Origin of the sequence: Enterococcus sp. 5B3_DIV0040, from assembly GCF_002140755.1 — a bacterium.
GTDB classification, from domain to species: domain Bacteria; phylum Bacillota; class Bacilli; order Lactobacillales; family Enterococcaceae; genus Enterococcus_D; species Enterococcus_D casseliflavus.
Window position 1 is genome coordinate 81,632 of sequence record NZ_NGLC01000002.1, and the last position, 24,568, is coordinate 106,199.

Genomic DNA, 24,568 nt, shown 5'->3' on the forward strand with positions numbered 1-24,568 from the left:
TTTGTTGATTGCTAGAATCGAACGCAGACTCTTGTTCTGTGTTCGATTTTTTTTGTTTACAAGATCGGCTATTGAAAAGCGACGCATCTTCATGTTCCATACGTTTTCTATAGTCACGCACGCTTGCCAAGATTTCTGGTTAGCTAAAGCAATCGCCAAATTTGAATAAATCCCATCTTTCCATTACTATAAACGAAATCCGATCGTTTTTGCACGGTTATACTATCAAGGAGGTTTGTATGGCAATTCATGTGATGTGGTTTAGAAAGGATCTACGCTTAGAGGACAACACGGCACTGACTGAGGCGCTTGCGTCTCTTCAAGAAAACGACCATTTGTTGTGTGTATTTCATCTCAATGACAAGCAGTTTCTCCCCGAGGCGCCAAGCCATGATTACTTTTTTAGCGCAGTTGCTCACTTTATCGAGGCTGCCAAAAAGCAAAATCTGACGATCCACCTATTGACAGGGACTTTGACAGAAGCCTTTGATCAATTGTTCGCTTGCTATCCAGAATGGAGCCAACTGTACTTCAACTTTGATAACCGTGGATTTGGTCGTAAACGCGACCTCTACATAAAAGAATTGGTCGAGAAAAAAGGCATCACTGTCCATTCTTTTGAAGACCATCATCTGCATCAACCAACAGAAGTCACCAAAGAGGATGGGACGTATTACAAAAAATTTACCCCCTACTATAAGAAATGGATTCAATTGCCCAAACCGGTGTATCAAAAGCAGGCCCTCGATTTTGAAAAAGCCGTTCATTTTGATGATGCCCCTCACTTCAAAGCAGGGACAACACTGCTTACTAAGCTGCTAGAAAATAGAAAGACCGATTTTTCAACGATCGTTGGGGAAGACTATGCGCATAAACAATTGCAGGCATTTGTGCAAAAGCGTTTGGCCGCCTATGAAAAAGACCGTGATCTCCCTTCGATCAAAGGAACGAGCCGCCTGTCCCCTTTCTTGTCTTTTGGACAAATCTCCATTCGGAAGGTTTGGGCCGCTTGCCAAAGAATGCCATCCAGCACTGGCAAAGCGACCTTTTTAAAAGAACTGGCTTGGCGAGATTTTTATCATATGATCTACTTCAGCCATCCTGAACAAAAAAACTATGAACTCATTGAGAAATATCGAAACATGGATTGGCGAAAGAATGAAGAGGAGCTAACCAAATGGCAAGCAGGGCAAACCGGCTATCCGATCATTGATGCCGCGATGCGGCAGCTGAATCAAACTGGTTGGATGCATAACCGTCTACGGATGATCGTCGCTTCCTTTCTAACCAAAGATTTACTGATCGATTGGCGGCAAGGAGAAGCCTATTTTGCTCGACAATTGATCGACTACGACGCTGCCAGCAATATCGGCGGCTGGCAGTGGGCAGCTTCGACTGGCACCGATGCGGTTCCTTACTTTCGAATTTTCAACCCCATTACACAAGGGAAAAAATTCGACAAGGATGGGACGTTTATCAAACAATTTGTTCCCGAACTCGCCCAGTTGCCGCTAAAATTCATCCATGAACCCTACTTGATGACTGACGAAGAACAAGCCGACCTAAAAGTAGTTTTAGGCACCGACTATCCGTTGCCTGTAGTTGACCACAACGAAGCCAGAAAAAGAGCCCTCGATTTGTATAGTAAAATCGAACCATAAAAAGCTGCCATGGACTGCTCTCAAGCATTTTCGGTAAAAAAAACCAGCAAAGACGGTCTCTTACGGAGCGCCTTTGCTGGTTTTTTATTAAACTGATGCGCTATTTTTCACCTTTCTATAGTGAAAAAACAAGCGGCATGTCTCATCAAGCTGTCTGCTGCTGGGCATACATAAAAGAAGTATTTTCCATGCTGTGTTTTTTAATTAAGGTCTTGTTGTCTACTTCTCCTCTTATTTCTAGTCGCTCTAAGTACCAATCCCCTGACGATTCATAGATCGAACCCTTTACTAGCGGCGTTCCCTGCTTTTTCACGACTGGCTAGCAATGTTTCTCCTTGCAAAACTGTTCGTCTGATGAAAGGTCATCTATAGAACCATTCTGTTATAATAGCTCCATATTTGAGGATAAGGATGGTTTATATGAAAAAAATAATCGGATTCATCTTAGTCGTACTTTTAGGGTTTGTTGGATACAAAGGATATGAATATTATCAATCCACCTACTCAGGACAAACAGCTTACGCGTATGTCCCGTCTGAGATTCCGCCTAAAGTCCAACACGAAAGTAAGAGCGGCATCGGCGACCAGTCTCCTTGGTATTCTTACGATTACACATTAAACTTTGTAAAAGAAGATGGCAGCACCCAAACCCTTGAGGTTTCATTATCAGAAGATAACGCAAAACCCTTAACACCAAATTCTTATGTAAAAGCGGTGATCAGTGAAAAGCGTACAATAAAAGGCCCGAATGGCGTTGAAAAAGACGCAATTCCCAAAAAGGTTCTAGAGAAATTAGAAAATCAGAACTAACGATGCCAGACTCACATCTCTATGTGGGTCTTTTTTACCTCCTTCCAAAATCAGCATTTTGAATCCCTTCTGTTAGTTTCATTGATGTCTTCTGCTCTGTTGCGATACGTTATACAAGGATACTGGGCACATTTATTTAGCAGAAAGCTGCTTGACTGATCCCTGTTTTCATTCCGTCATCAATGATAAGAGCAATTCAAGCTCCTTTTCCTTTCCCTCCTTCGCAGATAATTGAAAAAGCAGCGAATCACCTATTCGTTGACTCACTGCTTTTTAACTAACAAGTGATGGCTCACACCACAAAAGAATGGTACTTAGAGTAAGCAATTTGATCGACGATCGCAGAAACCTGATTGACATCTAAATCGGCACCGATGGCAGTCACTTGATAAAATTGACCATAATTGTTGCCAAGTTGAGGGACACGGGCGTTTGAAATCAGCAAATCGTATTCTTCCTCATTGTTATAAGGAGAAATAGTCACATTTTGTTTCCCTTTTAGTTCATTTTTTAACAAGTAAATGGAAGCATCTGCCAAAAGACTGGAGCCCATATTTAAGACTCCGATCCGTACTCGATATTCCTCTTTCGGTGATAACAGATAGATTAAAAAGACCAGACGTTTCTTGAGGTAGTTGAGTTTCGTGGGCGTAAACAAGTTGGTTGGTGCAATAATGTGTTGCAGGATGTCTGTAATCACTTGATCTCGCAAGGAATTGTGAAATAGCTTGTGGTAATAATTCAAGGTGACTCTGTCAATGGAGTAATTTACCCCATGAAAGTAATAGACTTGTGCAATCAAGGAGAAGACACTGGCTTTAATATCGATCGTCGTATGCGAGGCTTCAAGACAATAAATGGACTGGATCGCTGCCATCACTTCATCGGTAATCTCAAAAACAGGATTTTTATTGGTATACAACCCTAAGCGAAGCTCCTCGTAAGGAATTCCTCCTACCGTAACGAGAAAAAGACAGATAAAGAAGGGGACGATCTTGGCTTCGTCTACTGAACAGATGCTTTTTTTCGACACATAGGCCTGTCGAATAAAGCGACAAATCGGCATTTCTTGGCAGCGATTGATTTTGATTTGTTCCTCCGGACTTAAGCTTCCCAAGGTTGTGTGAGGCGTGACTTTTTTCATGATCACAAATAGCCAGATCTTCAACTGCTTTTGTTGCGCAATCGAGAGGGTTATTTTTTTCGCTAGCTCCGCCACCAGGTCATCGATCAAAACAGAATCGATCGCTGTTTCCCCCATTTTTAAAAAATTATAGTAAAAATAAATGCGTTGCGTCATCGTTCCCGCTAGCTTTTTGTTCTTTATCTTTAATTCAAAATGCTGCAGCAGCTGATTGCACTCTGCAATCACACGATTCAGTGTCCCCACACTTATTTTTAATTCATCAGCTAATACGAAAGCATCATAGCCTGCATGTTGAAACAAATAATGGATAATTTGATATTTTACAGATTTTTTCAATAACGTGTCGGTCAAATCATCCAATGAGACGCTGTCGTTTACTTGCAAATCAAGGGTATAACGGTTGATTGCAAAAGAGACCTTCTCATTTTTTAGTTGTTGCTGAAGATTTTCTGATAGTTTCGTCAAGGTTGGCATCGTAATCTCTAATTCCCGACAAGCATCACTTTTTTTGATATGACCCGTCGATAAATACAAAAATTTGAGCAAGATATACTCTAATTTCAAGTCCTTATCCAGTAAGTCTTCTTTATACATGACTGTTTTTCCTCCAGTGTAAATCTATATTCATTCAGAATAGTTACAACCAATTTACAGAAAAAGATAGCAGTACGTTACTTATGAAACAAACAAGCGCAGTAAAAACAGGCCCTTTCTACACATACTTTTCCTTCACTTACTCCCCAACAAACCATGACTGACAAACAAAAACCCTCGATGCAAGACGAATTTCCCTAATAATTCCCTCACGACAACGTTCTAAGATTTCCTTTTTGTTTATGTAAAACGTTCTTCTCTAAAAAAATATATTTAGACCATAATAATTAATACTATCACAAGCCAGAAATGTCAATAAATGAAATTATCAAGCACTGTTTTTTTACTTTCTCTTAAAAAACGACACTGTCAAGTGCTTACCCGTTCTTACAAACAAAAAAATCAAAGGCAGTCGATGCAACCGCCTTTGATTTTTCTATAAACCATTGTTCATTCAGTCTTGCAAAAAACGTTTCATAAAGGGTCTTTTTATTCATTGAAAAAAGCAATGAACGGGTTTCTAGCGATACCGTTTCTTAATGTGAAAAGCCATAGGTTTGGTCGGATGAAACATGACGGCTTGGTCGCTTGTTCAATCGCTCGATTCCTTCTTTCATGTCTTGCACCAGATCCATTGCCATTTGCATACTTAAATCTGCCCGGCAGACAAAACGTTGGATATTGATATGTGATAGATTATCAGGTAATGGATAGGTAGGGACTTGCCAGCCTTTCATGGCAAATTCATCCGTCAAATCATACAGATTCCAAGAAATATCGGCATCTTCTTTTAATTTGTAGCAGACGATCGGCAACCGTGACCCATCATTATAAATATCGAAGTAGCCCATGTTTTCAATCTCTTTTGCCAAATATTGGGCAACATCGCTGGTCTTTTTGTGGATCAAGCGGTAGCCTTCAAACCCATTGCGGATAAAGGTGTAATATTGTCCGATGATTTGGCTGGCACTTCTTGAAAAGTTGATGGCCATCGTTGGCATTTCACCGCCAAGATAACTTACTTTGAAGACCAATTCTTCTGGAAGGAAATCTTTTTCTTTCCAAAGCACCCAACCGATACCAGGATAGACTAACCCATATTTATGTCCAGACGTACTGATGGAACGAACGTTTTTCAAACGGAAATCCCATTCAAGCTCTGGTTCCATAAATGGTGTGTACAATCCACCACTAGCCGCATCCACGTGGATGTAGACTTTGTAGTCGGTGTGTTTGTTGTATTCCTCTAATTTCTTATCTAGTGCTTTGATGTCATCGTATCGTCCAGTGTAAGTGATCCCTAAGATGCCGACGACCCCGATCGTATATTCATCTAAATAGTCCGTGACCTTATCGACATTGATGCTGCCATGTTCTTCATCGATAGGGATCGTCCGCATTTCAATGTCCCAGTAGACACAGAATTTTTCCCAAACGACTTGATAGGCAGAAGAAATCACTAAGTTTGGTTTTCGTTTATTGATATCTAAACCAAGTTTTTTTGCCCGATTGCGCCAAGCAAATTTTAAGGCCAATCCACCTAGCATACAGGCTTCACTTGAGCCTACCGTTGATGTACCGATAAAATCAGACGCTTCTGGGGCATGCCATAAATCAGCGATCATGTTGACACAGCGGTTCTCAATTTCTGCTGTCCGTGGGTACTCGGTTTTATCAATGGCGTTTTTATCAAGGGTTTCACTCATGATTTTGACTGCTTCTGGTTCCATGTAGGTTTGACAAAACGTCGCCAAATTTTGTCTTGAGACCCCTTCATCGATCAATTGATCTTTGACTAATTCATAGGCGTCCCGCGGTACCAAGGACTCTTTTGGCAATTTATACATAGGGATCGCCCGATCCATTGCCTCATTCCCATAGATAGGTTCCAAATATTGGGCTTCTTTTCGATTTTTTTTACTAAATAACATGCAGCTCTCCTCCTCATAGGTTGTGCTTTTTATTTTTTATCGCTTGCTTTTTCACCTACGTATTTATAGATGACAAACGGTATCACGACAATTATCAGCCAGCTGATGATCAAGATGGCCAAATAGGTTCCGCCTTTTCCCGATCCAATATCGCTCGGTGGAAAGAAGGAAATAAAGAAAGAAAAAATAGAAACAAGCAAACCAACCATCGCAACACCAATTTTCACATTTTTCCCACCAGGAATATGATACGTTCTTGTTAAGTCGTCTTTTTCCTTGACTAACTTAATATACGAAAGAAACAAGAGAACATAAGCAACCAGATAGATGCAGACCGTCAAAGCCATCGCAACGAAGAAGGATAGATTGGCGCCCCCGCCGCCTAATGTCAAAACAACCGCCCAAATAGAAACAATGATGCCTTGCACCAAAACGATGTTGATTGGGACATTGTGTTGATTGACTTTTGCCATTTGTTTTGGCAGCAAGCCATTTTCAGCTGCTTCAAGCATCGCAGTTGATGGGCCGACTACCCAAGCGGCAATTTCTGCAATGACACCTAAACAGATGACCACGGCAATCAAACGAACCAGCCATTCCCCGCCGCCAAAATGATGGATCAAATAAGAATAGGCTTGAATCACACCAGTATCAAGAGACAATTGATTTTGGGGAATCGTGGCAGCCACCGTTGCTCCGCCGAGCGTATCCAAAAGAATCGTCGCTACGACTAAAATCAAAATGGCTTTCGGGTAATTCTTCCCAGGATTGTCCATGTCTTTTACGTGACTGGCAGAAGATTCAACCCCTGCATAGGCCAAAATAAAGGAAACAAAAACGACCAGCGTATTGATTTTCGTAAAATCAGGAATCCAAGCGCCTGAGCCAAAGGAAACTTTGATGGGATTTCCTTGAGCAATGTAGACAATTCCTAGGATAAAAAGTATGATCCCAGTTGCGACGATCCCCACAAAGAACCCTACTTTGGCAATCTTCGCAGTATTTTTTGTTCCGCCAAATTGCGAGATCGTAATCAACCAAAAGATCACTAAAGTGGCAATCAGCTTCAGCCAAACATTGGTATTAAGAGCCGGCCAATTTAGGGCATAGGAAAGCGCCCCGACAATAAAGTAAATCATCGTAATAAAGCCTACCGTGATTTGGAACCATTGGAAGAAAATGGCAGCAAAGCCCCATTTTCTGCCTAATGTTTTTGAGACCCAGGTATAGAGTCCCCCTTTTTCCCATCCTTTTACAGTAGCCATCTCCGCAGAGCAAAGGGCTACAGGGATAAACCAGAGGAAACCGCCGACGAGTAAATAAAAAACTAGATTCATCTTCGATGTCGCAAAGGTTGGATACTCATATACCGTCATCACCATTGAAGCAGTTATCGCAAAAAAACTCAACAATGATAGTTTTTTCTTGCTAGCATCCATTTTTTTCAACCTCCTATCGTTAGATACTATTTTTCAGCAGCGGAAGAAAGATCAATATGGTACGTATGTGTCAAATCGCCATCTGCTTTAAATTCGATTTCGATTGCTTTGATCGCTGGCAAACTTTGTTCTTGCGCTACTTTAAAGTGAATAAAGCCATCTTTGTGTTTGTCATGGGTCAAAATTTCATCATCTAAATAGTCCACAAATACTTCCGCTTCAATTTTCTTGCCATCATTCAACACCAAATATGCTTTGTCAGGTTTGATTTTTTTGTCTTTCGAATCTTCATTAAACAATTGATATTTCAGTGAAAGCAATGTTTTGTATTCTTTGTCTTTGTGTTTGAACGCTTCTACATTCACAATTTTTACATGGTTCACTAAAAAGCGAATGTGATCCCAACCAGCATTTTCATAATTCGTTTCATACCAAACAACATCTTTGACTTTCGGATCGATTCCCTTGGTTACGATTTCTTCAAAATACCCGTCATCACTCAATTTTTCACTTCCCACGATCACCTCATCTGAAGAATCACTGATCAACGTTTCGGTTCCTGACCCAGAGACCACTTCCCCTGACTCTTCCACTGTTGAGCACGCACCTAGAGTGAACAAAACGCCTACACCTAAAACGAAACCTGCAACTAATGATGTTTTTTTCATTGTAAATCCTGTCCTTTCTTTTATTATTTTTATTCCATCTCAGGTATACCATTTATCTAAAAAAAGCGAATATCTAATTTTTTATTTTAAAAACAAAAAAACGCGAAAATTACTTCGCGTTTCGGTGCTATCATGAAGTGCAGATAAGAACAATGACCATTGAAAAGAAAGGACTGAGTTTTTTGAGAGCGCTTGTGGTCGTCATAACCGCCTTTTTGTTGGGTATCCGCCCACTTTCAGCTGCCTTTTTTCTGGAAAGTACGGACGGACATACTTCTAGCGCAACGATTTCTCGGATAAAAGTTGCCCAAAATGAGTGGTTTCCTTCTGGGTCACAAAGGTTTGTTGGAACGCTGATGCTTCCTGATGCAAAAGACAACGTGCTGACAGCTGACGGGCATTTTCTGAGAAAGCCTTCCAAGCTTGCGACGAATAGACGAGGAGCAATAGCAGCTTGTAGGGTTCAAAAAACACCAAAAACCGCACGGAGCAGCCAACTTACTCAGCGTTGCAGCTTTTCAGCCCTTACGACTTTGCGGTTAGAAAAAGCGTGTCAGGCACGGGCAATCAACCGTCCTTAGTTCTCATCCGAGTATCTGGTGTCGTACACGACGCCTTCATCCACAGGGTTTTCGCAGTGATGGCACATAGGTAAGTCAAAAACAAATGATCCTCAAACGTTTATCCTCACGTGTATCCTAGACAAATCTACTTCCCCATCCTGAACACAAAAAATAGCCACTACCTACTTTCCACTTACTTGTGCCATCCTCTGCTTGATAAAACGATCAACATTTTTTGATTGAAAACAAAAAATTGCCTATTCTGTTTTGATCACTTTTTAGTGATCGATCATTGCTTAGCTAGCTAAGCCCCCCAAACCAAAAGCAGCCTCCGAAAAACAGTTTCGGGGGCTGCTTGGGGTGAGCTTTGCTCACTATTTAGTTTTCTTATAAAAATTTTAATATGAGAAATCATTTATTACAATATGAATGAGAAAATTGAGTTACGCTTTCTATTTTCATAAGTAAGTATAGATTCTATTCACAATGTAACATAGTAACCTTATTTAACTAAGCTATTTTTTTAAGAAGACCTTATCAATCTTCTGAAGCAAAAATATTCCACCAGATTATATTAGTCTTGCCGAAGCCATTTTTATATGCTCTTCAATATTGTACTTATAGCTAACGCACTTCGACTCACCTGTATTCATTCGAATTAACGGACAGCCTCCTAAACACAAAGGTTGAACTTTACAACTTGAACATTTCGCTTTCGAAAAAAATTTGTACTCTGTAAATGTTTTATGCACACTGTTCAATTGTATTCCTGTATAGATATCTCCTACTCGTCCAATCGTTTTACCAATATGAACCCAGCATTTATATAAAAATCCATTAGGGTCGATTACATAGTCGTCTCGATTGATAGCTTCGCAGAACCCAATCGTTGTCCGTGGTATGGCAACAATATTTATCCCTCTTTCCAAAAGACTTTTATAAACCATTATTTCTTCTTTCGAAAACTCTTGGGATGTATAACATGTGGGTGTTTTGTAGGTATCAAAATCCTCTACCGGCGCAAGATAAAAGCCAACTTTCTTAAGTAAATTAAAATTATCCAGCGAGTTCATCAAACGAATAACATCTTCATGATTATTCTCCCTATCTATATTTACTCTTACAGTTACTGGAATATATTTTAGAGTTTTAACTATATTCTGTAATATTCTTGCAAATGTCCCTTTCCCATTTGTTAAACATCTTCTAGAATCATGATTTATCTGATCCCCATCCAGAGTAATTTGAGCATAATTAACGTGATAACTTTTTAAAAGTTGTGCAACTTTTTCTGTTAGCAAATAACCATTGGATACAATTTCTGCGTTGAAACTTTTATATTTTTTTCGTTTTTCATTATTATTTCACTTATAACTTTAATAGAGTTCAATCCCATCAAAGGCTCTCCTCCATACCAAATTACTTTCAATGACTGATGGGGTAATACATTTTTAAGAATAAACTCGGCTGTTTTCTTAGCAGTTTCAGTAGTCATAGTATGTTGTCTAAACCCTTGCTCGTAACAATAAAAACAGGAGAAATTACAGTTCATCGTAGGGGCAATTGTGAAAGTTACTTGACTAGGATTATATCGTTTTTCATTTGCCACAGACACTAATCTTGCTTCTTCATCAATCTCATCGGAAACAATGATATTTTGATTTTCTAAATAAGAGAATAATTCTGTTTTCTCCAAGTTATCGTTATTAATAAAAGTCTGTAGATCATGGAACTCGCTTTGAGTTAGTAAAACGATAGCAGAGTATACCGAATTGTACAAAAGTATTTCATTATCCACTTCTTCAACAATCGTATATTGCGATAATTTCATAAAATCACTCCTAATTAAATTGGGTAAAAAATTTCCTGTTACCTAGATTTGTATGCTTTACAAAAGAACGTATGAATGTTTCTCTATCAATTGAATAGTTTGGGTTACATGAAGTATCACACTGTACCTTTCCTCGACACACTGCAATTAATTCACATGAATTACACTGATTGTTGCTTTTCGGAAGAACACTCTTTTGGTCATAAAGGCTATATTGAACATCTTCTGCAAAAGAAGATGATTCTGGAAAACTTTTTATTATTCTACGTTCATAAAAATTTGTTGCATTACATAACCCTATAGATCCATCAGAGAAAAACTTTACAGACCAAGGATTATACGCATCGCACTCAAAGCGATACGAAGAAAATGGAGAGATATTCACCAGGAAACCGTTTTCAATTAGGTGATCAATTGCAGTTGAAGATACCCACTTTAGATATTTCTCATAGGATAATGCATTGAAATAATTTTCATTAAACTCATAGTTATTAATGTAATAGCAATTGATATGGGCTTTGATATCACTTTGGCGGATCGTAACGAGAAAAGACTGAAACTCTTCTGTATTTTTATCAGATGTATTATAACCAATATGGATTTTAACACGTCCGCTCTTAGATGCTACCGCTAGATTTTCAAAAATCTTATCATACGTTCTGCTTCCACTCTTAAGAGATCTATTTCTATCATGATCTTTTCTAGATGTTAGTGTAGTATCGACAATTAAAGAATCAAAATGATTTACAAAATCTGGAGTGAGTAGATAGGCGTTTGTTCCTAAACCATAAGAAATTGAGAGTGATTTCTCTGACGCAATTTGATCAATCTTACTTTTAATTGCGAGAATTCTTTTTTTATAAAGAAGTGGCTCGCCCCCGAAAAAATAGATATATAGTCTCCGAACGCCTAGCTGAGCAATGTCTAAAATGTATTGCATTATATTATTTATCGTCTGATCAGTAATAACATTTTTAGAAAGGAAATCATTCTGGTAACAATAAGTACACGAAAAGTTGCAATCTTCTGTAATATTTATAGTGATAGTAACTAAGTCTCTCTTTAAATTAATTGTTTTCTGTTTATAACTTTCCAAATCACCGTGTATAAATCCATTTTCAAATAAATATTTTCGTTCATCTTCACTTATTTCGCTCGAAATCTCCGTTTTACTTTTCATTTTTTTTGAATCAACAGTAACTATTTCTTGCGTTAATGTATTGCAAAGAATAGTCTCGTTACCGTTCTCAATGATATCGACATACCGTGAAAAACGCATCACCTAACCCCCTTTTTCAATAATTATACATTTCACAAAATAATATTTCAATTTTTTTTTAATTTGTGATATAGTTTTTACATAGGAGGGAGAGAATGAAAAAAATATTAAAAAGAAACCGCTCACTTTTCTTTTTGCATGTGATTTTATGCGCAATCGTAGCGCTCATTCAAGTTGGGGTTGCTTTGGTGTATAGACAAATCACTGAGGTTGCTATGTCAGGAGATGTAAAAAGACTTTTATTTATTGGTATATTCGCCTTCTTTTACATCTTATTGAACACGATGAGCGATTTTATTCCAAGAAGAAGTAAATCCATCTTAGTTCAATCAATAATGAATCAACTGAGAGAGAGTCTCTCGCAGAAAATCGTTCGAATGAATCCGGTACTATTTCTTAAAAATGAGAAAAACGAGTATCTCTCAAAGTTGGCAAATGAAATGAAAGTCGTTGAATTAGAATTTTTAAAGCCCGGATTTGGACTGATTTTAAGCATTTTTACCTTTCTATTCTCTCTTTTATTCACACTAAAATTAAACACTTCTTTTTCATTGATTATGCTGCTCTTAGCTTTTAGTCCTTTGCTAGCCCCTTATTTCGCTAAGCGAATCCTTAGTGATCGTCGCAAGTCCGTTGTTCTGGAGCAAGATCGTACACTTAGTTTATTTGACCAACTTCTCTCAGGATACATGACCTTACGTGTCGGCAAAGGTTTTCCAAAATATACGAAAATTTTTACTAACAGTAGTGAACGATTAAAAAAGGAAAGTATCACTTTTGAAACCTTACAAGGACTGACTTATGCAATTTCTTTTGGACTTGGGGATCTTGCTTATTCGGGGACATGGATCGTTGGTGGCTTCTTTGTTGCTGCCAAAATAATCACCATTCCCGATCTTATTGCGATGACTACACTAATGAGTACGATTGCCGGGCCGTTAGAGTATTTCAGTACATCAGTTACAGATATTTTAGCGAGCAAGAAGGTCGCGGACGATCTTATAGCTTTCATTGATGGTACCGATGATGATGAGCCCAATCGCTCACTTGAACTTGCAGAACCAATAACTACTTTATCGATTGAAAATCTGCATTTCCATCATGGAAATCGTTTGATTTTTAATGGTTTTACTCAAACATTTGAGCGTGGAAAAAAATATGCTATCACTGGCGCAAGCGGTAGTGGGAAGTCGACACTATTGAATATTTTAGCGGGAATTTACCCTATCGACGATCATCAAGTATTGGTTGACCAGCAAGAGATGAATCAGCTATCTAGAGACTCCCTTTATGAGAAAGTCGCACTTGTCCAACAAAAAACTGCTATCTTCCAGACGAGTATTGCTTACAACGTTTCTATTTTTAGTGAATACGAACTTGAAAAAATCGTTGATGTTTTAAAACGAAGTGGATTAGATGATCGCTTTGATAACAATGATTTAACCGATACGCAAGATAATACATGGATAAACTTTCTTTCTGGCGGCGAGCTTAGACGGCTTGAGATTGCTCGGGCAATCTTTAAAGATTCCGATGTTATTCTTTTTGACGAACCAACATCTGGTCTAGACAGTATAAACGAGATGATTATCAGTGACTTAATCTGCTCACTTACAGATAAAATAATCATTGTCGTTACTCACTCAACAAATCAGGAATTTCTAGGTTCATTTGATGAGCTAATTCAGTTACATAAATCATGAATTTAGATGATATAGGCCTACCTTATGTCATCTGGAAATATAAAAGAAAGGAGAGGTATACAATGAAAGTAATCTCTGAAGCTTCAAAAGAACAAATCATCACCATGTGTGGAAGTAATCAGCATTCCCATCATCCACCAATCATCTTACCTGAAGAGACTGATACACCATTTTCAAATCAGAAAAAAGAAGAGATAAAAAAAGAAGAGAAAGCTAGTTAAGAGAAAATCATTTGATCCTTACTTTACTTATTAATAAGGATAATAGCAATCAAAGAAGGGGTCGTGACTAGCTATATATGTCTCGACCCCTTCTTACATATTTCCCGCAAACACAAATAATTTTTAACAGCTACTTGTTATCAACTTTCTTCATATACAGAATTGGATAAGGGTTTCCTTGTTCGTCTAACTCGCTTCTTTTGTATACCTCAAATCCCATATGCTCATAAAATCCTTTCGCCTGAGGATTCTGTTCATTTACTCCCAGTTCATTTACAGCATAGTTTTCCATCCCGTAAGCCAAGAGTTTTTTCCCTAGTCCCTTACCTCTTTGTTCATTTGCTATAAAAAGCATTTCAAGATTTCGATCCGAGATCCCCATGAAGCCAGCTGGCTCTTCATTTTCACTTTCTACGATAATCAAATGTGACACATGATGCAATGCCTCTGGAATGTATTGCTTAATGGCTTGGATTTCGGTCTCTGACAAAAAGGTGTGCGTCGCCTTAACAGAACTCTCCCAAACTTCAATTAATTGTTGCTCTAACTTTTGATTCATACTACTTACTTCTTTTATATTCATAGATATTCACACTCTCATTAGCTTATTTTCGTTTTTCATAACAAGAACCGATTGTTTCCTTGATCCAAGTTAAAAATTTTCATCATCATCATAACATGAGATGGATTTATTTAAAATCTATGGATGATAAATGCCTTGCTCATATAGATAACAAAACAATCATCTATGCATGTATTTCTGAATACTAAGAGAGCATGATATGCTTTGAAACACACTAAAAAAGGAGCTTTCAATGCTGATGATTGCTCAAATCAATCTGTTGAAATACAAATGCTTGAAGCTTTTTCTTCCTATATAGTCGTCCTGACGAACAAAATATATTCTTTTAAATAAATAATTTTCAACCACTTGCCCTAGAGTCCACTTCAGGGTTTATGATTACTTATAGAAAAAGATAAGGAGAACCAACGATGAATATAAAAAAAGCAGCGGAAATGTTTGATTTGAGCGTAGACACATTGCGCTATTATGAACGAGTCGGTGTGATTCCACCTGTCCAACGCAATGAGAGTGGCTATCGGGTGTACACAACGAATGATCTAAACTGGATCTATCTAGCAAAACATTTACGAAATGCAGGATTGTCCATCGAATCGCTAATTGAATTTGCTCAATTGGCACAAGTTCGTGAAAGGCAAAATGTCGAAAAAGCCCAAAAACAGATTTTAGCCGATCAACTCGAAGAATTAGAGAAAAAGTTAGCAGAAATGCAGGAAGTACGAGACCTGCTTATTTATAAGATAGAAACGTATGATGAGCATATCGCAAAATTCAAAGCAGGAAATATGACTCCTGATAAAGTGGAAAAATTATGGGAACGAAAGAAATAAAATCTTTTACTTGCTATAGACCTAACTCCAAGGTTTAGGATAGAACATGTAATGAAAATTAGAGGAGGAAACACTATGCAAACAATCATACTCAATAATGGTGTCACCATGCCGCAACTAGGATTTGGCGTTTATCAAATTCCTTTGGAAGAAACAGCTGAAGCTGTTTACCAAGCAATCAAAGCTGGGTATCGCCTGATCGACACTGCTTCTATTTATGGAAATGAAAAAGAAACCGGCGAGGGAATCAAGCGTGCTATCAGTGAAGGTCTAGTCACTCGAGAACAACTTTTTGTTACCTCTAAATTATTTATTCTCCAAGCTTCCGAAGATAAAGCTAAAGAAACGATTGAGCATTCGCTTGAAACAATGGGATTGACTTATCTTGATCTCTACCTTATTCACCAACCATATGGAGATATTTATGGTGCTTGGCGCTCAATGGTTGCTGCTCAAAAAACAGGGAAATTACGTACAATTGGCGTTTCAAATTTCAAATCAGCTAAGATGATCGAGTTTGTCGGCTTGAATGAGGTGAAACCTCAAATCAATCAAATCGAAGTGAACCCTTGGAATCAACGAGTGGAAGATCAGGAATGGCATGAAAAATACGACGTTCAAGTTGAAGCTTGGGCACCTTTTGCAGAAGGACGCCATGACCTATTTACCAATCCGACATTAGCAGAAATTGGCAAGCAATATGGCAAAACGGTTGGTCAAGTTGTGCTTCGCTGGTTGATGCAAAGAGGGATCGTCGCTTTAGCAAAAACAGTTCGTCCAGAACGGATGGCTGAAAACATTGCTATTTTTGACTTTGAGCTTTCCCAGGAAGACATTGAAAAAATAGCCGCTTTAGATAAAAAAGAGTCCGCATTCTTTGACCACGATGCCCCCCAACAAGTGGAATGGTTTATGAATCGAATGTTAGATACTGAAAACTAATAGGGTTTTTATTGAAGGAAACCAATACAAGTCCGCTTCCGTTTCGAAAGGAAGCGGACTTGTATTGGTTCTTACTGAGTTGTATCTTGTCTCTTTTCATGGTAATTCTTACAAAATTTTTGGAAATTCTGCCTTGATCAAGTAACTGAAGAATCCATCGATTAAACTCATTTCTCTGGAGCACTGTGCTTGTAGCTAAAAAACGGACAGTGTTCTGTTACGCTCGCTCTTAAAATCTCTATTGTACGATTTCTATTTACTACTCCCTATTTATCAAAGACAATGATCTTTTTGCCAGTATTTCCGCCTGCTTGGAAATCAAGGTGAGCTTGCTTGATTGCTTCTAATTCAAAGGGATATGTCTTGTCTACAAGGACATCTAGTTTTCCTTGCGCATAAAGATCAATGACTTTTTCCAGCTCTTCAACAGTCATGAACCCCATAGAATACATACCAGTAATTCCTCTACGCTCCGTTTCTTCTTGGTTGATTGGCGCATGAACAGAAGTGACGCGCCCGCCTTTTTTGATTACTTGATAACTGTTCTCCAATGTTTTAGGACCAGTTAAATTAACCACTAAATCGGCATTAGAAACCAATTTTGTGAAATCTTCTGTTTGATAATCGATCGTTTCATCTGCCCCTAACTCCTTCATATAGTCAGCTTGTTCAGCGCTGCCTGTTGCTATGACATACGCCCCGGCATGTTTTGCCAGCTGAACAGCTTTAGACCCGACACCGCCAGCACCGCCATGAATCAGCACTTTTTGTCCAGCTTTTGCTTGACCATCACGAATGGTTGCACCATAAGCTGTGGCTACGCCAAGGAAAAATCCACCTAACGGCACCAAGACCAGCTCCTTCGGTACAGCAGCAACAACTGCTGACTCGTCTAACAAAATGTATTCAGAATATGTACTCATAAACGCCATCCCAACCACATGATCACCTACTGAAAAGCGGGTCACATCATCTCCGACAGCTGTTACGATACCAGAAAAGTCTTGTCCCAAAGAGTGTGGAAGCACAGGTTTCAATTCTTTTGGCATCGTTGGAAATGGTCCATTCGCACGAATAACAATATCAGGATCATTCACGCCGATCGCTGCGGTTTTGATCACAATTTGTTTAGCAGCTGGCTCAGGGATAGCAGTTTCAACCATTTGCATAACATCTACAGAGCCATATTGATTCAGTATCATTTTTTTCATAAAAAAAACCTTCTTTCTTAAGATGATTTCATTATGACCTGTTACCTCAATAATAAAAAGTACCATATTTTTTGATAGGTACTATCGTTTTCAATAGATTTGTGTAATCATACGGATTTCAGGCACAAAAAAAATCCTTGAACGCTTCAAGGATTGACTACTTTTTCGTTTTCTGACTCATAGGTAGAAGCAAATGTTTCTAAGGCATCCAAAACTGGCATGAATTTATGCCCCATTTCGGTCAGTGAGTATTCAACTTTTGGCGGCACTTGCGGATAGACTTCACGATGAATGAGGCCATAGCTTTCAAGCATGCGCAATTCCTTTGTCGAATTTGCTTGGGTCACCATGGGCATTTTACGACTAAGCGCACCGAAACGAAGCGTTTTGTGCCGTAAAAAGGACAAGATGACCATGGACCACTTGCCGCGTACGACCTTCTGGACGCTAGCCACTGGGCATTCTACAAATAATTCAGTTTCTTCTGTTTGCTGCATCACTACTTCCTCCTATTCGCTCACTTTTGCTGCGGTCTTTCATATCAGCAATACTACCGAAATGATGACGACATACGAAAACATGAAGTATAGACATCAGTATATAACGACTGCAAAAAATAGCAAGCCCGTAACGCTTATCTGAACTCTCAAATCGGCTTCAATCAACCTAATTTTAGAGCTTCTAGGCGTACAACCAAGCCATCCTCAATTCCTTTACGCTTATAGGCAGTCACTGCACAGTAATTTTTATATCAAGATGGTTGCTGCCAGCACAACGAAAGAAGAGACGACATGCGCAATAATCGGTTCTCCACTATTATCTCTGCATCAAAGGCTACCCCTTTATTTCAATTAAATGATAGAAAGAGTGATCAAGGCAATCCCAAAAGTGATTCCATCTAGAACAAACCATTCTTTTTTACCTTGAGACGCCTTGGTAGCAATCAAACAACTTACTCCATAAAGAATCAATAGAATTCCTATGTTTAGGGGAAAAGATAACCAAGCTGTTAGGGCATTAACAAATAAGAGAAGCATCAATGGTAAAATATAAAATAATGCATACCACTTTTTTAAATAGTGCGGCAGCTTCTGGTAATTTGAATACATCTATTTATCCTCACAATTCATTTCATATTGGTCATTTATTTCTGATATGAGCAGTAAGTACTTTCGTTATAAAATGAGACAAAACAAAGCTTAGGATGATAATCCCAAAAGTAATAGCAAAAGATAAAATCGTATTCTCAAGTAAATTAGCAAATAAGGGCAGCTTAATATACAAATAACACCCAATTGCCGCAATAATACTACCTGCTAAATAGAAACAAAGCATTTCAGCGACTGTTTTTGAAGAATGAATGTTTCGATCAACTGATGAAAAGTCGCCATTTTGAAAAGGTATTGGTGATCCAGTTTGTGAAGGATCAGATTTTGTATTCATTACGTTAAAGGAATTACTAGATAGATTGCTAATTGAATGTTGTTTTCGATTCTTTTCGTGATTGTTCATAGCTATTCAGACCTGCTTCCCTAAAAAAATTCATTATTTTCAATTCCTTCAAAATAATCTCAATGCCATGATTTCATGCATTTGTGCTATTGCATCTATTCAAAAAACTCTATATTTTCAAAACCAAGTCGAATCAACAGCACGTTGTAGGGTCATCGGTCCATGTTTTGCTTCATATATAAAATCTTTTGACTGTAATCCAGTACGCTCCTTAAAAATTTTCTCAAACATAGAAGAATCGTTAATGGGATCGTCATTGTGTGTCAAAGTCAATATATAGTGTTTCTCTTTTGGTTTACTCCAGACCCCCATATTACTTAAAGAAGCTAAATCAAGCGGTGGAGTATTAGAAGATAAATTAATCGTATACTGGCGTCTATGCAAAACATCATTTATTTTCATAAAGCACTTCCTTAATTAGTTAGTATTTCCTCAAACATTACAGATCCAAACAAACAATAGTTACCTTTTCATTCAAATACAAACGTACATCATATTATATTGCGTTCCTCTTAAGCATTTTTTCAAGATAAGCTTCAGTTCTTCCTATCTCTAAAATAACAAAAAACCAAATAACCACTCGAGCATACTAACAAAGGAAGCCCGACATAGAGCATACCAGTTCCTAATGGATAATTAATAGCAAGATCAAGTTGGATATTCTTAAGTTCTTCTTTGCTGATTGTGTCAAAATCTTGAATAGGGATCAAAATCGTCTGTAAAAAAAAGCCAACGACCGTGATAAAAAGACTGAAACAAAAAACGCCGAGTGCAAATTTTTTCATAAGGGTCCTCTTTTCAGCATACACTTTCTTACTGTATGTTCTTATTATACATACCAACCATTAAAAAAAGAACCTTAAATTATTTTTTAACATTAATTTTACAACAATAAAAAGAAAATGAATCAGGTAAACAAAAAATTGACAAGACTCAATTAGTACTATATAGTTCTATTATGACAAATTATAAACATTCAAATAAAAACCGAGTGATCGAAACAGCCGCCAGCCTTTTTCTCAAAGTCGGCTACACGTATACCAGTATGGATGAGGTCGTGCAGCAAAGCGGTGTGTCAAAATCAAATGTCTATTACCACTTCTCAAGCAAGGAGGAATTATTACTAGCAGTGATTGATTTTTGGATCACTGTATACCGAGAAAAACTAGCAGACATTTTGAAACAGACCAATCTAACTTTGGAAGAAAAAATGCTGACCTTTCTAGAAAGTTTAGCTGAAGAAATTGAAGAGCGGGACTATCAAGGCAGCTGTCCCTTCATTACTTTCATTATGCAAGCACCGAAAAATGATCGGCTGGTCCAAGAAAAAATCAATCATTTTTTTGATTATTTAACGCGTATCTGCGAGGGATTGATTCAAGAAGGAATAAATACTAAAGCATTTCGTGAAGACATCAACGTCAAAGAAACGGCGGAGATTTTTGTGAATAACCTTGAAGGGGCACTCTTTTTAGCAGAAGTAAAAAAAGAGAGTCAGTATCTCACTACTACAGCCAAAAATTTATTTAAATTACTCGTTTAAGAGTAATTTTTTTATATAAAATTAGGACTAAATAGTTCTAAAAAAGGAGAAAATAATGAATATTTTAATTATCGGGGCAACTGGGTTTATTGGCAAAGAAATCGTCAAACAACTCGCAAGGGAAGATGTTTTCTTAACATTACTTGTCAGAAATCCAGCGAAAGCAAGACCATTGCAAGCATTAGCCCCTGAAAAAATAGTGTTGGTAACAGGCGATTTAACAAAAGAGAACTTAGGCTTAAATGCGATCGACCAAGAACGAGTGATGAACTGCAACATGATTCTTCACTGCGGCGGTCCGATGGATATCACCTTATCAGAAGTAGCCGCGAAGCGCTCCTTTTTAGAAGGCAGCAAAAACCTCATGACACTTGCAACAGAAATCAACAAGAGAAACAAATTGAAAAAGATCATCCACGTAGCTGGGTACATGAGCCCATTCACGGATGATTCTTCTGTCTGGGAAACGACGGATGTGTTCAAAGAGGTGCATCCAGCGTTACTTGGAACCCCGCCCTATGAGCAGATGAAGTTTTTATCTGATATTTATATTCGACAAGAAGCGAAAAAGCACCATATTCCTTTAGCAGTAATCAATCCGCCAACCGTCATCGGTGATGAGCAAACAGGCAGCACCGAACAGCTCGAAGGCTTTGGCTTATTTATAAAAATAATCCGAAGTGGAGCCTTACCGGTTATCCCCGGAGGAACCGACTATCGACTGCCGTTGATCAATAAAAATGTACTCGCACAATTTATTGTCAAAACCATATTCAATGAGACAAAAGACGAAATGACGTATCCCCTTGTTGCCGATAAACACGCCGATAAAGAGATCGTTCAACTGATGGGACTGATTTCTGAAAGTCTTAATCGAAACAAACCTCGTCTGACTGTTCCTTTTGGTTTACTCAAGTTCGTTATGGCAGCTGGCGGAAGCAAATTAACGGGGATTCCTGAAAGCAGTTTAAACTTTTTAACCAATAGAACGTTTGACAATCGGCTGACAAAACGCGATTTTGAGCCGAAACTGATTAAAAAAATCGCAGCATCAAACATCCCATTAGCAGTAGCTGACATTGATTTTCGCTTGACCTATGGGGAAGAAAGCCTAACACCCTACACACGCATAGCTGTCAACGAAGCGACGGTCTATCAATTGGAGGGCTCTGCTACTCCTCTCGTGCTTTTGCATGGCTTATTTAGCGATGGCACCGATCTCTTTCAACTGGGACTAGCATTGAATAAACAAACAGGCAGAAAAATTATCATTGCAGACTTACCAGGATTCGGAAGATCTCCGTTTATTAAAAAGCAACAGCTGTTGACACCATATCTTGAGTTGATACGCTCACTAAAGAATATCCTGCCTGATGGCTCTGTCTTTATCGGCCATTCTTTTGGTGCTGCCTTGTTACTAACAGCCGCTGAACAGCGCTTCTTTTCAGAGAACGATCAACTGATTCTTTTACAACCACCTGTCCACAAAACCGATTCGGTCCCTGCAACATGGCTCAGTAAACTAGCTTTAAAGCATGTCTCTGAACGACAACTACTCGCCTATTTTACAAAAAAAGGACTGCTGATAGACGAAGCAGCCTCTTCTAGTGAATATTTAAAAAGAGTGAAGAAGAGTGTTCGTTCTTCACGGATAGTCAACACAACACTTCAACTAAATCGGTTGTTAAAAGAAATGACCCTTCACCAAAGAATAGACCCTTCAATTCCGATCATATGGGGAACCGAGGATAAAAGCTATTTACCGCCAAGAGAAACGACTAAAATAGTCGATCTGCCATTGGGTCATCATTTTCCAATCAGCCATCCGCAAGAAACAGCTGATGTGCTGGTAGAGTTGATCGAAGGGTGATTTTAGAGAGGCATGCGATGATTGATCAATTGCGCTAACCTTACTACCGAAAATTCCTACTTAATATAATTAGTTATTGAAAGGTGACCCTCTCTTTGATGAGAATGGTGTCAGTATCTTCTTAACATCCTTCATGTAAGAAGATATGATTCTCTATGAAATAAATTTACATGAAAAATCTATCCATAGCTCTTCTGGCGGCACGGACATCCACACTTGTTAGCTTTCCAGAAGAAACGATTCTATCAGGAGCCTGCTCTACTATTTTTGATGAAAATAGTATCGGAGTCAAAATTGGTATTATGCCAAGAGACTCTTGGTTATCGTTATAAAAAAATCAGATAAACAAAAAGTTAAGATAAGAAAACTATCTAGGATAAGTAAATAAAATGGTATCTATCCACAATAGCTAAGTAATAAAAAAGAAGCTAATTATAAGAAACGATCCTTTGATTAGCTTCTTTCCATGTTAGAGAGAGTAATAAAGCGAATAAATTATACAAGAAATGTAACAAAATCCAGGGTATTATAGTCTTCATTTTTATGGATAAATAAATGGTCTTATGGTCCCGTACACTGTATCGAATGATTTAAAAAAATTTCATAAAGAAATTCGTAAAAGTCATTTCTTAACAGTAAATTTAATAGATTCATCATCTACTTTCTGTTGCTCGGGAGTTGATTTTATGTGACCTACATGGCCTCTGTGAAGGTTTCTCTCTCTAACCTAGTAAGAAAGAGAAACTTGGCTGAAGTCTTTTTCAAATAAAATAAAGTACCCGGAAATAAATCCCGCATACTTTATTTTTTAGACATTACACTTTCTTCGCTTTTCTTTTTTTCCAAAAGAAAATTACACCTGTCAGAAGCACAATTATGACACCTGCTACTAATTCAACTACTGATTTATTTTCATTTGTTTTAGGAAGTGTTACATGTTTCTTACTATCAGGAGTTGTTTTTTTCTGATTCTCTTTCTCTTGTTCTGGTGTCGCATGCGTTGAATCATCTGCAGGTTTTTCTTGGCTAGGTTTTTCTTTTACTGTGACTGTAGCCGTTACCGTAATTCCATCATAACTATACGATACTTCATAGCTACCTGCTTTGCTCGGATCAACTTGACTGGCGTCTACTGTCAAGTCTTCGTACACGACTTTCTTTCCTGCTTTGTCTAATGCATTGTCAAAATTTTCTTTTGCCGTCCATTTATCTCCCACATAAATCGTGGAATCATGGACATTGATGGCTGTCATTTTCTCTTTAACCGTAATGATCGCTGTACTCGTTACACCATCATACGTATAGGTAACTTTGAAGGTTCCTTCTTTACCCATATCTGCTTTGCTAGCATCGACCGTTAGAGCTGAAAAATCAACATTGTTGCCATCTTTATCTAACGCACTATCGAAGTTATCTTCTGCTTCCCAATTATCTCCCACATAAATCGTAGAATCATGGACGTTGACGGCTATCATTTTTTCTTTAACTGTGACAATCGCTTTACTGGTTACACCATCATACGTGTAGGCAACTTCAAAACTGCCTGCTTTACTCATGTCGGCTTTACTGGCATCGACCGTTAGGGCTGAAAAATCAACATCGTTGCCATCTTTGTCTAATGCACTATCGAAATTATCTTCTGCTTCCCAATTATCTCCTACATAGATCGTAGAATCGTGGACATTAACGGCTGTCATTTTCTCTTTGACTGTCACGATCGCTTTACTGGTTATACCATCGTACGTAAAGGTAACTTCAAAGCTGCCTGCTTTACTTGTATCTGCTTGACTCGCATCAACCGTCAGATCTGAAAGTGCAACGTCGTTGCCATCTTTATCTAACGCACCATCGAAATTATCTTTTGCTTCCCAAGTATCTCCTACATAAATCGTGGAGTCATGGACATTGACAGCAGTTTGTTTTTCTTTGACTGTAACAACCGCTGTACTGGTCACACCATCATACGTATAAGTGACTTTAAAGCTGCCTGCTTTACTTGTATCTGCTTGACTAGCATCGACAATCAGATCTTGGAAATCTACTGAATTCCCATCCTTGTCTAATGCGCTATCGAAATTATCTTTCGCTTCCCAGTTATCTCCCACGTAGATCGTAGAATCATGAACATTAACGGCTGTCATTTTCTCTTTGACCGTGATAGTCGCTGTACTCGTTTCACCATCATACGTATACGTGACTTTAAAGCTGCCTGCTTTACTCGTATCTGCTT

The 24,568-nt window shown here is 38.3% G+C and carries 24 protein-coding genes; 9 read left to right on the forward strand and 15 right to left on the reverse strand.

Annotated elements, in window-relative coordinates; translation table 11 throughout:
- Positions 1-239 precede the first annotated feature (239 nt).
- Both A5883_RS12705 and A5883_RS12710 read left to right on the forward strand, forming a co-directional pair.
- Positions 240-1,661 (forward strand): cryptochrome/photolyase family protein, encoded by a 1,422-nt coding sequence (locus A5883_RS12705; RefSeq protein WP_086338778.1) that lies wholly within the window; start codon positions 240-242, stop codon positions 1,659-1,661.
- 411 nt (positions 1,662-2,072) lie between these two features.
- Positions 2,073-2,471, forward strand: coding sequence for a YxeA family protein (locus A5883_RS12710; RefSeq protein ID WP_010748936.1), 399 nt, complete (start codon positions 2,073-2,075; stop codon positions 2,469-2,471).
- Positions 2,472-2,763: 292 nt separating this feature from the next.
- On the opposite strand, the gene A5883_RS12715 is transcribed toward A5883_RS12710, so the two are convergent.
- The 4 genes from A5883_RS12715 to A5883_RS12730 all read right to left on the reverse strand — a co-directional run bounded on the left by A5883_RS12715 (position 2,764) and on the right by A5883_RS12730 (position 8,250).
- Positions 2,764-4,212 carry a helix-turn-helix domain-containing protein gene (locus A5883_RS12715; protein WP_010748935.1) on the reverse strand — a complete coding sequence of 483 codons (1,449 nt, stop codon included), beginning with the start codon at positions 4,210-4,212 and terminating at the stop codon, positions 2,764-2,766.
- A gap of 536 nt (positions 4,213-4,748) precedes the next feature.
- Positions 4,749-6,143, reverse strand: a complete 1,395-nt coding sequence (locus A5883_RS12720; protein ID WP_016608507.1) for a glutamate decarboxylase — start codon at positions 6,141-6,143, stop codon at positions 4,749-4,751.
- A gap of 29 nt (positions 6,144-6,172) precedes the next feature.
- Complete coding sequence (locus A5883_RS12725) at positions 6,173-7,582, reverse strand: amino acid permease (RefSeq protein ID WP_016608508.1); 1,410 nt, start codon at positions 7,580-7,582, stop codon at positions 6,173-6,175.
- 26 nt (positions 7,583-7,608) lie between these two features.
- Entirely contained in the window at positions 7,609-8,250 is a 642-nt protein-coding gene (locus A5883_RS12730) for a hypothetical protein (RefSeq protein ID WP_015510550.1), read from the reverse strand.
- Positions 8,251-8,402: 152 nt separating this feature from the next.
- Between A5883_RS12730 and A5883_RS12735 the strand changes: the two genes are divergently transcribed.
- On the forward strand, positions 8,403-8,831 hold the full coding sequence (locus A5883_RS12735) for a hypothetical protein (protein WP_016608509.1): 429 nt from the start codon (positions 8,403-8,405) through the stop codon (positions 8,829-8,831).
- Positions 8,832-9,382: 551 nt separating this feature from the next.
- Here A5883_RS12735 and A5883_RS19525 read toward each other — a convergent pair.
- The 3 genes from A5883_RS19525 to A5883_RS12745 are packed head-to-tail and all read right to left on the reverse strand — an operon-like array spanning position 9,383 to position 11,923.
- Positions 9,383-10,114, reverse strand: a complete 732-nt coding sequence (locus tag A5883_RS19525; RefSeq protein WP_254907862.1) for a radical SAM protein — start codon at positions 10,112-10,114, stop codon at positions 9,383-9,385.
- The gene (locus A5883_RS19530) at positions 10,108-10,644 is read right to left on the reverse strand and encodes a 4Fe-4S cluster-binding domain-containing protein (RefSeq protein ID WP_254907863.1); all 537 of its coding nucleotides are present in this window, start codon (positions 10,642-10,644) and stop codon (positions 10,108-10,110) included. The genes A5883_RS19525 and A5883_RS19530 overlap by 7 nt, the downstream gene beginning before the upstream one ends.
- A gap of 10 nt (positions 10,645-10,654) precedes the next feature.
- Entirely contained in the window at positions 10,655-11,923 is a 1,269-nt protein-coding gene (locus tag A5883_RS12745) for a radical SAM protein (RefSeq protein ID WP_016608511.1), read from the reverse strand.
- 95 nt (positions 11,924-12,018) lie between these two features.
- Between A5883_RS12745 and A5883_RS12750 the strand changes: the two genes are divergently transcribed.
- Both A5883_RS12750 and A5883_RS12755 read left to right on the forward strand, forming a co-directional pair.
- Positions 12,019-13,626, forward strand: a complete 1,608-nt coding sequence (locus tag A5883_RS12750) for an ATP-binding cassette domain-containing protein (RefSeq protein ID WP_016608512.1) — start codon at positions 12,019-12,021, stop codon at positions 13,624-13,626.
- Positions 13,627-13,688: 62 nt separating this feature from the next.
- Complete coding sequence (locus tag A5883_RS12755; RefSeq protein WP_008380281.1) at positions 13,689-13,847, forward strand: hypothetical protein; 159 nt, start codon at positions 13,689-13,691, stop codon at positions 13,845-13,847.
- 130 nt (positions 13,848-13,977) lie between these two features.
- On the opposite strand, the gene A5883_RS12760 is transcribed toward A5883_RS12755, so the two are convergent.
- Entirely contained in the window at positions 13,978-14,430 is a 453-nt protein-coding gene (locus tag A5883_RS12760; protein ID WP_086338779.1) for a GNAT family N-acetyltransferase, read from the reverse strand.
- Between the two features lie 410 nt (positions 14,431-14,840).
- Between A5883_RS12760 and A5883_RS12765 the strand changes: the two genes are divergently transcribed.
- Complete coding sequence (locus A5883_RS12765; protein WP_086338780.1) at positions 14,841-15,260, forward strand: MerR family transcriptional regulator; 420 nt, start codon at positions 14,841-14,843, stop codon at positions 15,258-15,260.
- A gap of 75 nt (positions 15,261-15,335) precedes the next feature.
- Positions 15,336-16,202: an aldo/keto reductase gene (locus A5883_RS12770; RefSeq protein WP_034858704.1), complete on the forward strand. Its 867-nt coding sequence runs from the start codon at positions 15,336-15,338 to the stop codon at positions 16,200-16,202.
- Between the two features lie 266 nt (positions 16,203-16,468).
- On the opposite strand, the gene A5883_RS12775 is transcribed toward A5883_RS12770, so the two are convergent.
- The 6 genes from A5883_RS12775 to A5883_RS12800 form a co-directional block, all read right to left on the reverse strand.
- Entirely contained in the window at positions 16,469-17,413 is a 945-nt protein-coding gene (locus A5883_RS12775) for an NADP-dependent oxidoreductase (protein ID WP_086338781.1), read from the reverse strand.
- Positions 17,414-17,559: 146 nt separating this feature from the next.
- Positions 17,560-17,910, reverse strand: coding sequence for a winged helix-turn-helix transcriptional regulator (locus A5883_RS12780; RefSeq protein WP_086338782.1), 351 nt, complete (start codon positions 17,908-17,910; stop codon positions 17,560-17,562).
- 354 nt (positions 17,911-18,264) lie between these two features.
- Entirely contained in the window at positions 18,265-18,522 is a 258-nt protein-coding gene (locus tag A5883_RS19390; protein ID WP_086338783.1) for a hypothetical protein, read from the reverse strand.
- Positions 18,523-18,553: 31 nt separating this feature from the next.
- Entirely contained in the window at positions 18,554-18,925 is a 372-nt protein-coding gene (locus A5883_RS12790; protein ID WP_005230536.1) for a hypothetical protein, read from the reverse strand.
- 117 nt (positions 18,926-19,042) lie between these two features.
- The gene (locus A5883_RS12795; protein ID WP_086338784.1) at positions 19,043-19,327 is read right to left on the reverse strand and encodes a hypothetical protein; all 285 of its coding nucleotides are present in this window, start codon (positions 19,325-19,327) and stop codon (positions 19,043-19,045) included.
- 134 nt (positions 19,328-19,461) lie between these two features.
- Complete coding sequence (locus tag A5883_RS12800) at positions 19,462-19,710, reverse strand: hypothetical protein (RefSeq protein WP_086338785.1); 249 nt, start codon at positions 19,708-19,710, stop codon at positions 19,462-19,464.
- Between the two features lie 173 nt (positions 19,711-19,883).
- Here A5883_RS12800 and A5883_RS12805 point away from each other — a divergent pair, with 173 nt between their 5' ends.
- Together A5883_RS12805 and A5883_RS12810 are read left to right on the forward strand one after the other, a co-directional pair.
- Complete coding sequence (locus A5883_RS12805; protein ID WP_086338786.1) at positions 19,884-20,468, forward strand: TetR/AcrR family transcriptional regulator; 585 nt, start codon at positions 19,884-19,886, stop codon at positions 20,466-20,468.
- A 55-nt stretch (positions 20,469-20,523) separates the two neighbouring features.
- Positions 20,524-22,338: an alpha/beta fold hydrolase gene (locus A5883_RS12810; RefSeq protein ID WP_086338787.1), complete on the forward strand. Its 1,815-nt coding sequence runs from the start codon at positions 20,524-20,526 to the stop codon at positions 22,336-22,338.
- Between the two features lie 815 nt (positions 22,339-23,153).
- On the opposite strand, the gene A5883_RS12815 is transcribed toward A5883_RS12810, so the two are convergent.
- A partial coding sequence (locus A5883_RS12815) for a bacterial Ig-like domain-containing protein (RefSeq protein ID WP_176324006.1) occupies positions 23,154-24,568 on the reverse strand: 1,415 nt, incomplete at its 5' end.